The sequence below is a fragment of the Streptomyces pacificus genome (assembly GCF_011766325.1).
Classification (GTDB): Bacteria; Actinomycetota; Actinomycetes; order Streptomycetales; family Streptomycetaceae; genus Streptomyces; species Streptomyces pacificus.
The window spans coordinates 30,500-39,848 of record NZ_BLLG01000028.1 but is presented as its reverse complement, the minus strand read 5'-3'; the positions used below and the strand labels follow the sequence as shown (position 1 = coordinate 39,848).

9 protein-coding genes are annotated in these 9,349 nt (G+C 73.5%); 3 read left to right on the top strand and 6 right to left on the bottom strand.

Annotation, left to right across the window (positions count from 1 at the left end; all coding sequences use genetic code 11):
* Positions 1-303 precede the first annotated feature (303 nt).
* Positions 304-876, top strand: coding sequence for an FxsA family membrane protein (fxsA, locus tag SCWH03_RS27075; protein ID WP_173267360.1), 573 nt, complete (start codon positions 304-306; stop codon positions 874-876).
* Between the two features lie 344 nt (positions 877-1,220).
* Here fxsA and SCWH03_RS27070 read toward each other — a convergent pair whose 3' ends face one another.
* The 4 genes from SCWH03_RS27070 to yczE form a co-directional block, all read right to left on the bottom strand.
* Positions 1,221-1,595, bottom strand: a complete 375-nt coding sequence (locus SCWH03_RS27070; RefSeq protein WP_030757047.1) for an RNA polymerase-binding protein RbpA — start codon at positions 1,593-1,595, stop codon at positions 1,221-1,223.
* A gap of 268 nt (positions 1,596-1,863) precedes the next feature.
* On the bottom strand, positions 1,864-3,231 hold the full coding sequence (locus SCWH03_RS27065) for an MFS transporter (protein ID WP_173267358.1): 1,368 nt from the start codon (positions 3,229-3,231) through the stop codon (positions 1,864-1,866).
* Between the two features lie 43 nt (positions 3,232-3,274).
* Entirely contained in the window at positions 3,275-4,048 is a 774-nt protein-coding gene (locus tag SCWH03_RS27060; protein ID WP_173267357.1) for a glycerophosphodiester phosphodiesterase family protein, read from the bottom strand.
* The gene (gene yczE / locus SCWH03_RS27055) at positions 4,045-4,725 is read right to left on the bottom strand and encodes a membrane protein YczE (RefSeq protein ID WP_173267355.1); all 681 of its coding nucleotides are present in this window, start codon (positions 4,723-4,725) and stop codon (positions 4,045-4,047) included. The genes SCWH03_RS27060 and yczE overlap by 4 nt, the downstream gene beginning before the upstream one ends.
* 101 nt (positions 4,726-4,826) lie before the next feature.
* Here yczE and SCWH03_RS27050 point away from each other — a divergent pair, with 101 nt between their 5' ends.
* The gene (locus tag SCWH03_RS27050; protein WP_173267353.1) at positions 4,827-6,326 is read left to right on the top strand and encodes an SCO1417 family PLP biosynthesis transcription factor; all 1,500 of its coding nucleotides are present in this window, start codon (positions 4,827-4,829) and stop codon (positions 6,324-6,326) included.
* Positions 6,327-6,535: 209 nt separating this feature from the next.
* Here the strand turns inward: SCWH03_RS27050 and SCWH03_RS27045 are convergent, their stop codons facing one another.
* On the bottom strand, positions 6,536-8,236 hold the full coding sequence (locus SCWH03_RS27045) for a hypothetical protein (RefSeq protein ID WP_173267352.1): 1,701 nt from the start codon (positions 8,234-8,236) through the stop codon (positions 6,536-6,538).
* A gap of 44 nt (positions 8,237-8,280) precedes the next feature.
* Entirely contained in the window at positions 8,281-8,475 is a 195-nt protein-coding gene (locus SCWH03_RS27040) for a hypothetical protein (RefSeq protein ID WP_093658158.1), read from the bottom strand.
* A 453-nt stretch (positions 8,476-8,928) separates the two neighbouring features.
* Between SCWH03_RS27040 and SCWH03_RS27035 the strand changes: the two genes are divergently transcribed.
* Positions 8,929-9,321 (top strand): ankyrin repeat domain-containing protein, encoded by a 393-nt coding sequence (locus SCWH03_RS27035; RefSeq protein WP_173267351.1) that lies wholly within the window; start codon positions 8,929-8,931, stop codon positions 9,319-9,321.
* The last annotated feature ends 28 nt before the right edge of the window (positions 9,322-9,349 follow it).

Sequence of the window (9,349 nt, the reverse complement as noted above, 5' to 3'; positions counted from 1 at the left end):
CGGGCCGTGCGGCGAGGCCGTCCCCGCCCGGCCGGTGCCCCGGCGCATGCGCCGATCCGGTCGGCGCCCCGTGCCCGCATCGGAGCGGGGACCGCCGCCCGGTGTCCACGGGGCACCGGCGCCATGCATGCGCCCGGAGGCCGGGCACCGGGGCGGGCGGGTACCCCGTGGCCGAGGCGCGACCGGATCCCGGGGGTGCGGTGGGGCGGTGCCGACGCCCGGGCCGTGCGGCGAGGCCCTCCCCGCCCGGCCGGTGCCCCGGCGCATGCGCCGATCCGGTCGGCGCCCAGGCACACTGGGAGCATGACGACCGGCGCAACGACACCGACCGCCCCGAGGCGCTCACGCGTCCGTACCTTCCTCCCCCTCGGCATCGCAGCGTGGCTGGTGCTGGAGATCTGGCTGCTCACCGTCCTGGCCGGTGCCGCGGGCGGGCTGACCGTCTTCGCGCTGCTGGTCGCGGGCGGGCTGCTCGGCGCCGTGGTGATCAAGCGGGCCGGCCGCCGCGCCTTCCGCGGTCTGTCGCAGACCCTTCAGTGGCAGCAGTCCCGCACTGCGCCGGCCGAGGACCGGTCGGGCAGGGGCAACGGCTTGCTGATGCTCGGCGGACTGCTCCTCATGCTGCCGGGCCCGGTGTCGGACGCGGCGGGGCTGCTGCTGCTGGTGCCCCCGGTCCGCACCGTGCTGGCCCGAAGGGCCGAGCGGTCGCTCGACCGCCGTATGCGGCGCGCGGCCCCCGGCTCCCTCGGCGACGCCTTCCAGCAGGCCCGTATGCACCGTCCGGACGGAAAGGTCGTGCAGGGCGAGGTCGTCCAGGACGACGCGCCGAGGCGGTCCCGTCCCGGGCCGGGACCGCGTCCGCCGCTGACCTCCTAGGGCGCGTGGTGGACGCGGCCCCGGCCACCGGTCGCCCGGCACGCACGCCCCCGTCGCCCTCCGGGCACGGGAGGTGCCCGCAGGGGCGCTCTGCCGGATTCCTCTGGGTGTGTTCGCTGCGGGGACGGTCCTCCACCGTGGACGCGCACGCACCGCACGCCGGGGTCCCCGCCCTCGGGTGCTCCGAGGTGCTTCTCGCCACATGCCCAGGCCACGCGGCGCGGGCGCGGGTGCGGGCACGCACGGTGGCGTAGCGCGCACACGCAGAAGCCGCGGGTTGCGGCACACGGATGTGTGCCGCAACCCGCGGCTTCTGCACTCTGTGCGAGTCGGCGGTGCGTCCCTTAAGCGGACTTCCGGCTGTCGCGCGGGTGCACCGCGATGTTCATGGCCCCGGAGCGGAGGACGGCCAGCCGCTCGGCCAGCACCTCCTCGAGCTCCTCGCGCGTGCGCCGTTCCATGAGCATGTCCCAGTGCGTACGCGCGGGCTTCCCCTTCTTCTCCTCGGGGCCTTCCCCGTCCACCAGGAGCGCCTGGGCGCCGCACGCCTTGCACTCCCACTCCGGCGGAATCTCCGCCTCGACCGAGAACGGCATCTCGAAACGATGTCCGTTCTGGCATGCGTACTCCACCGCCTGGCGCGGGGCCAGATCGATGCCGCGGTCGGTCTCGTAGCTGGTCACCACGAGGCGCGTGCCGCGAAGAGCTCGCTCACTCATGAATCGTGCCTCCCGGGCTTGTCGCCCACAGGACAGGTGTCGCTGTCGTCGTCATCCGGTCAACGTCCGGTCGGCGGTGAAGATTCCCGTTGCCGGTCATGCGTCGTCGCCCGTCGTGCCGCTGCTTTTCCAGGGTTTGGGTACCCACCAGTGCCCGGTTTGTCACATCTGGCAGAAAGTGTCACCCAGCGTTTGGAGCTTTTCAGCGCGCAGTAACGGTCCGCCTGGCAGGCCAGAGGCGTACACTACCGGCCCTTTCCGTCGACGTCTAAATCCGTTCCGGGACCGGGTTCCCCGCCTCGGCGATCGCACGCCTCATCGGCACCCGGGCCAGGAGCACGAACCCCAGTGCGAAGAAGATCACCAAAGAGATGATGGCGGACCGGTAGCTTCCCGTGAGCTGGAACGCCAGACCGAACACGAGCGGCCCCAGCCAGCTCAGCCCCCGGTCGCTCATCTCGTACGCGGAGAAGTACTCCGCCTCCTTGCCGCGTGGGACGAGGTGGGAGTACAGCGAACGGGACAGCGCCTGGCTGCCGCCCAGCACCAGGCCGATCGCCGCGGCCAGCGCGTAGAACCACAGCGGCGTCCGCGGCGGCAGCAGGTAGCCGGCGGCGAGGATCAGCGTCCACACGGCGAGCGAGCCGAGGATCGTGCGCTTGGCCCCGTGGGAGCGGGCCAGCCGGCCCATGCCCAGGGCGCCCGCCACCGCCAGCACCTGCACCAGCAGTACCGCCGTGATCAGGGTGGTCTGGTCGAGCCCCAGCTCCTCGGAGCCGTACACCGAGGCCTGGGAGATCACCGTCTGCACCCCGTCGTTGTAGACGAGGTACGCCAGCAGGAAGGACAGCGTCAGCGGATGGCGGCGCATGTCCTTGATGGTCGCCGCCAGTTGGCGCCAGCCCGCACCCACCGCGCCCGCGCCGAGAGCGGGCGCCGCGTCCCCGGCGGTGCGCCGGTCCCGCAGCCTGCGCAGCGGCACGAGCGCGAAGGCTCCCCACCACACCCCGGCCGAGGCGAGGCAGACGCGGACCGCCTCCGACTCGCTGAGCCCGAAGGACTCGTGGCCGGTGTAGAGCACCAGGTTGAGCACGAGGACCAGGGCCCCCGAGGTATAGCCGAAGGCCCAGCCGCGCGAGGAGACGGTGTCCCGCTCCTCCGGCCCGGCGATCTGCGGCAGATACGCGTTGTAGAGGACCATCGACACCGCCAGCGAGGCGTTGGCGACGATCAGCAGGAGAGAGCCGAGGAGGTAGCGGTCCCCTTCGAGGAGGAACATGCCCGCCGTCGCCGCCGCCCCCAGATAGGCCGCGGCGGCCAGGAGCGGCTTCTTGCGCCCCGTGCGGTCGGCGACCGCGCCCACCAGGGGCATGGCCAGCACCGCCACCACCACCGAGACCGACACCGCATACGGGAACACCGCACCGGCGCGGATCGGGATGCCGAGCGGGTACACGAAACCGCCGGAGTCCGCGGCGGACTTCGCCACCGAGGTGAGATAGGGGCCGAGGAACACCGTCAGCACGCTCGTCGAGTAGACCGAGCACGCGAAGTCGTAGAAGTACCAGCCGTGCTGCTCGCGCCTCCGGTCGGCGTCGTCCGTCCCGGTGGTCCCGTCCGCCGTGTCGGCAGCCATGATCCGCCCCCTCACTCGTACCCGTGGGGGAGACGCACGACGCTCAGACCCAGGCACCCCGGTCGGTCATCACCGTACGCAGCATCTCCAGATGATCGGTCATGATGCCATCCACTCCCAGGTCCAGCAGAGCGGCCGCACTCTCCGGATCGTTCACGGTCCACACATGCACCCGGAGCCCGCGCGCATGGGCCTCGCGGACGAACCGGCGGTCCACCACGGGCACCCCGCCCTGCGACCGGGGCACCTGTACGCACACCGCCCCCGGCCGGACCGGGGCGGGGACGCCGAGCGAGCGCAGCCGCAGGCCGATCACCCCGCGCACACCGTAGGACGTCGCAAGTCCCGGGCCGGCGAGCCGGTACGCACGCGAGAGCCGGCTCTCCGAGAACGAGCCGACGCACACCCGGTCCCAGGCGTTCGCCCGCCGCACCAGGTCGACGAGCGGCTCCAGCGCGCGCTCGGCCTTGATGTCGACGTTCCAGCGGGCCGCGGGGAACTCCTCCAGGAGGTCCTCGAAGAGCGGCAGGGGCTCCTTCCCGCCCACCCGGGCCCGTGCGACCTCGGCCCACGGCAGCCGCCCGATCCGGCCCCGCGCGTCGGTCACCCGGTCCAGGGTCGGGTCGTGGAACGCGACGAGCCTGCCGTCCCCGGTGGCGTGCACGTCCGTCTCGAAGTAGCGGTAGCCGAGCCCGGCGGCGCGCCGGAACGCCGCCGCCGTGTTCTCCAGGCCGCCGGCCGTGCCGCCGCGGTGGGCGAACGGTATGGGGAAGGGGTGGTCGAGATAGGGATGCCCCGGGTGCGCTGCGGAAGTCACGAGCGCAGTATCACCCGTTCTCGTTCGCTCGGGTCTGCGGATCCGGGGGCCACCGCGCCTGACTCCCCGGCCGGCGGGATGGCGAACACCCGCAGGAACAGCTGCGCCAGCGGGCCGATGGACAGCGCGTAGACGACCGTGCCCGCCCCCACCGTGCCGCCGAGGGCGAACCCGGTCGTGACGACCGCCACCTCGATCGCGGTGCGGACCAGCCGGACGGACCGGCCGGTCAGCCGGTGCAGCCCCGTCATCAGCCCGTCGCGCGGACCGGGACCGAGGCGGGCCGAGATGTAGAGGCCGGTGGCCATCCCGTTGAGGACGATCCCGGCCGCCGCCACCGCGACCCGGGTGCCCAGCCCGTGCACGGCCGGCACGGCGGCGAGGGTGCCGTCCATCGCGATGCCGACGACGAAGACGTTGGAGACCGTGCCCAGGCCGGGCCGCTGCCGTATCGGCACCCACAGCAGCAGCACCGCGGCGCCGACGGCGATCGAGACGAGGCCGATGGTCAGACCCGTCCGCGCGGCCAGGCCCTGGTGCAGCACACCCCAGGGCTCGAGGCCGAGACCCCCTCGGACCAGGAGAGCGGAGCTCGCCCCGTAAAGCACCAGACCGACGTAGAGCTGCGGCAGTCTGCGGGACAGACGCCTGCCCCGCAGACCGGACGTGATGGACAAGACCCTGCCCCCCGATGGTGGAAGTGGACTGATGCATGACACCCTGTGGCAGGGATATCCGTGTCAACCATGGCCAATTCGAGGAAGGTGGACTGACTTCCATGGCTCAGTGGACTTCGGCGGTGGGGGCGCCCGCGCTGGCCCGGCAACTGCGGTCGCAGCAGCAGAACCCGGCGGGCCCCGGCTCCCGCAGGCCGCCCGCCTACCGCGCCCTCGCCGACGGCATCCGGCTGCTCGTCCTGGAGGGACGGGTCCCGGTCGCCGCCCGGCTGCCCGCCGAGCGCGAGCTGGCGATGGCCCTGGCCGTCAGCCGCACGACCGTGGCCGCCGCCTACGAGGCCCTGCGGAACGAGGGCTTCCTGGAGTCCCGCAGAGGCGCCGGCAGCTGGACGGCCGTCCCCGCGGGCAACCCGCTGCCCGCTCGCGGTCTGGAGCCGCTGCCCCCGGAATCCCTCGGCTCCATGATCGACCTCGGCTGCGCCGCGCTGCCGGCCCCCGAGCCCTGGCTGACCCGCGGCATCAAGGGCGCGCTCGAGGAGCTTCCGCCCTACGCGCACACCCACGGCGACTACCCGGCCGGTCTGCCCGCGCTGCGCCAGATGCTCGCGGACCGGTACACCCGGCGCGGCATCCCGACGATGCCCGAGCAGATCATGGTGACCACCGGCGCCATGGGCGCCATCGACGCGATCTGCCACCTCTTCGCGGGGCGGGGGGAGCGCATCGCCGTCGAGTCTCCCTCCTACGCCAACATCCTCCAGCTGATGCGCGAGGCCGGTGCCCGGCTGGTACCGGTCGCCATGGCCGAGGGACTGCGTGGCTGGGACCTGCCCCGCTGGCGGCAGGTGCTGCGCGATGCCGCACCCCGCCTCGCCTATGTCGTCGCCGACTTCCACAACCCCACCGGGGCGCTCGCCGACGAGGACCAGAGACGGCAGCTCGTCGACGCCGCCCGCTCCGCGGGTACCGTGCTCGTCGTGGACGAGACGATGTCCGAGCTCCGCCTCGACGACGGGACGCAGATGCCCCGGCCCGTCTGCGCCTTCGATCCGGGGGGTGCGACGGTTCTGACCGTCGGATCGGCCAGCAAGGCCTTCTGGGCGGGTATGCGGATCGGCTGGGTCCGGGCCGCCCCGGACGTGATCCGCTCCCTCGTCGCCGCGCGCGCCTACGCCGACCTGGGCACCCCGGTCCTGGAACAGCTCGGCGTCGACTGGCTGATGCGGACCCGCGGCTGGGACGAGGCGGTGGCCCTGCGGCGTGAGCAGGCGCGGCGGAACCGCGACGAGATGGTGGCGGCGCTCCGCCGGGAGCTGCCGGACTGGGAGTTCGAGATCCCCCACGGCGGTCTGACGCTGTGGGTCCGCGCGGGCGGCCTGTCCGGATCCCGGCTCGCGGAGGTCGGCGAACGCGTGGGCGTACGCGTCCCCTCCGGGCCGCGGTTCGGTGTGGACGGGGCGTTCGAGGGGTATGTCCGGCTGCCCTTCACCGTGGGCGGCCCGGTCGCCGAGGAGGCGGCGAGCCGGCTGGCGGCGGCGGCCCGGCTGGTCAGGACGGGCGTGACCACGGGCACCGAGGCACCGAGGACGTTTGTGGCGTGAGTACCGTGGGCGGCCCTGCGGCCCGGCGGCCCGGTGAAGAGGCGCTCGCCCCCGACCGTGCGCCCCCGACCGTGCGCCCCCGACCGTGCGCCTTCGTCCGCAGGCGCCGCGGCCGCGGCGTGTTCGCGGTGCCGCTCGGTGAGGAGGCGCGCTGGACGCACCGCCTCGCCGCGGTCGGGGCTCTGCGGGCTCACTCGGGGGATCCGGTTTCAGCCCTCCGCCGGCACCGGCGTCGAGGCGGTTCGCCCGGCCGGGCTCCCCGCCGGCTCCGGCACGGGTCCGCTGCCCGTCTCGCGCGGCGAACCGGCCGGGACCTCCACACGGGGCCCGGTGAGGGCCGCCTCCGCGGGCCCACCGGACCGGCCCGCCCGCTCCCCGGTCCCGCCGTCCTCCGGCCCCTCGGCGATCCCCCGCTCAGGGAGCACGCCCAGCACGGCCTGGCGGTGGGCCTCGCTCGCCGCCTCGTCGTACGGGTCGGGCGTCGCGGGGACCTGGAGCCTGAGCACCGCTCCCGCCCCTAGCCGGACATAGCCCCGGCCGGGCGGCACGTCGGCGGTGGGCGTCGTGTGCGGGGGCGCACCGAGCACGCTCCTCACCTGCTCCGGGGTGGTCGGTCCGAGCACGAGGCGGGCACGGGTGTGGGTGCGTACCGTCTCGTCCAGGAACTCGACGCTGTCGAACTGGTCGGCGACAACCACGGTCACGTACGCGGCCCGGCCGTGCCTGAGCGGGACCTGGAGCAGCTGCTGGGGGTCGGGCCTGCCGTCCGCGGCCGCGACATGGCTGAGGACGCTCGGTCTGTCCACGAGGATGCACAGCGGGCGCCGGACGTCCTCCGGGGCGGGGTGACCGGCCTGCCGGGCCCGGTTGGCGGAGACGAGGCGGCGCTCCGTCTCATGGGCCGCCCATTCCAGCCCGGCCAGTGCTCCGGCGAGCCCGCACTCGACGGCGAGCACACCGGCGCGGCCCGTCAGGCAGGCGTACTCGCCGGTGCCGCTGCCCTCCACGACCAGGACGTCCCCGTACGGCAGCGCCTGCAGCGCCAGGGACCGCAGCAGGGACGTCGTGCCGCTGCCGGGGTGGCCGACGGCCAGCAGATGAGGCTCCGCGGAGCGCGGTCCGGTGCGCCACACCACGGGCGGCGCGTCCCTCGTCACGTCGCCGTCGAGGACGGGCATGGTCCTGCGGACGGCGTCCGGGTCCGTGAAGCCGAGGACCAGTTCCCCGGGGGCGGTCACGAAGCGCTGGGCGGCGATGGTGGTCGGAAGCGCGCGCAGGACGGTCATCAGCAGCTGGTTGGCCTCCTCGTCCCAGCCGAAGTGGTATTCGCGGCCGCGGCCCGACTTGGCGTGCAGCAGCTGCTCGATCCGGGCGCGGGCCTCGGCCTCGCCGTCGGGGAAGTACGGCGGGTACGTCACCCGCAGCCGGGTCAACCGCCCGTCGCCGTCGAACTCCTGGTCGCTGAACGCCTTCGCCCACGCCCCGCCGTGGGCGAAGAGCGGACTCGGATCCTCCGGGACGGAGAAGTACGGCACCAGCGCGTCGTGGAGCGCCTGGAGCCGTGCGGACTGCGCCTCGTCCGGGCCGGTGCGTACCGGGACGCGCTCGCGTCCCTTCCAGGCGGCCACTCCCATCAGGCCGATCAGCCCGAGCAGCGGCCCGTACGGGGCGAGCGCGACCGCCAGGACGCAGACCGCCGCCAGGAACAGCCCGGGGCCGCGCTGGTCTTTGGGCGTGTCGGCCCACTTGCGCAGCCCGGCGGCGGCCAGCAGCCGCAGCCCGCGGCTGATCGTGATGAGCGGATGGAGGACGTCGGTGGCATTGTCGGCGGCGGTCCGCGCGAGTTCGCGGCTGCGAGCGATCCGGTCGCTGCCGCTGATCGGAATGCGGGGGAGTGGTCGCCGTGCCACGTGCTTCTCCTGCTCCTCGGGTGATGGGGAGGGATACGGGGAGGTCAGAACTTGATCCCGCCCAGGAGGCTGGCCAGGCTCGCCCCGCCCGCGGTGATGCTCGGGGCGATGGCCGTGCCCGCCAGGTAGAAGCCGAAGAGTGCGGAGACCAGCGCGTGCGAGGCCTTCAGCCCGTCCTTCTTGAAGAACAGGAAGACGATGATGCCCAGCAGCACGACGCCTGAGATGGACAGAATCATGAGCGGTTCTCCTGGTTGAGGGGACAGTCACCATGAGTTCTTCCATCCTCACAGGAGGTATCTATACGACAAAAGGTGCGTTCGGGTGAATGATTGCTCCTTTCACCGGAACGGAGGATGGTGGATCGTTGCCGCTGGGGTGCTTCTGGGGTGCCGGTGTGGCTTCTGACGAGCGCCGATGGGGCGGCGGCGGGTGGCGGCGGGTGGCGGCCGTCGCGTGGCCGTGCGGGGCGCGCTCTTCGCCGTGCGCCGGCTGCTCCCGATCGGCCCCCTGCCGCCGCCCGCCGCGGCCGCCTTCGCGGGGACGCGGAGTGATGCGCTCCGCAGGTCGCAGTACCCTGTCGGTTCGCCCGTGCGACCTCCACCGCGTGCCGAAGCGGCAGGTCAAGCCCCTGCCGGGGCCTGGACGCGCCGGGCACCGCTTCGTCGCCGCAGTGAAAGGAAGTCCTTCGGATGAGTGATGCCCCGGACCCCGAAGTGGTCGAGCTGGCCTCCAGGGTCTTCGAGCTGGCACGGCGGGGCGACGCAGAAGCGCTCGCCGGCTACGTCGACGCCGGCGTCCCCGCGAACCTCACCAACGACAAGGGCGACTCGCTGATCATGCTCGCCGCCTACCACGGCCACGCCGCCGCGGTGACCGCCCTCCTGGCCCGCGGCGCCGACGCGGACCGACCCAACGACCGCGGCCAGACGCCCCTCGCCGGTGCCGTCTTCAAGGGCGAGGACGACGTGGTCCGGGCCCTGCTGGACGGCGGGGCCGACCCGGCGGCGGGAACCCCGTCCGCGGTGGATACCGCGCGAATGTTTGGGAAGAGAGACCTCCTGGAGCTGTTCGGCGCCGGGTGAAAGGGAGTTGGACGCAAGGGGGGAGCAG

Coding starts and splice junctions, on each gene's coding strand:
- SCWH03_RS27050 (WP_173267353.1), top strand. CDS start 4,827: ATGGCTCAGTGGACTTCGGCGGTGGGGGCGCCCGCGCTGGCCCGGCAA.
- fxsA (WP_173267360.1), top strand. CDS start 304: ATGACGACCGGCGCAACGACACCGACCGCCCCGAGGCGCTCACGCGTC.
- SCWH03_RS27035 (WP_173267351.1), top strand. CDS start 8,929: ATGAGTGATGCCCCGGACCCCGAAGTGGTCGAGCTGGCCTCCAGGGTC.
- SCWH03_RS27040 (WP_093658158.1), bottom strand. CDS start 8,475: ATGATTCTGTCCATCTCAGGCGTCGTGCTGCTGGGCATCATCGTCTTC.
- SCWH03_RS27065 (WP_173267358.1), bottom strand. CDS start 3,231: ATGGCTGCCGACACGGCGGACGGGACCACCGGGACGGACGACGCCGAC.
- SCWH03_RS27070 (WP_030757047.1), bottom strand. CDS start 1,595: ATGAGTGAGCGAGCTCTTCGCGGCACGCGCCTCGTGGTGACCAGCTAC.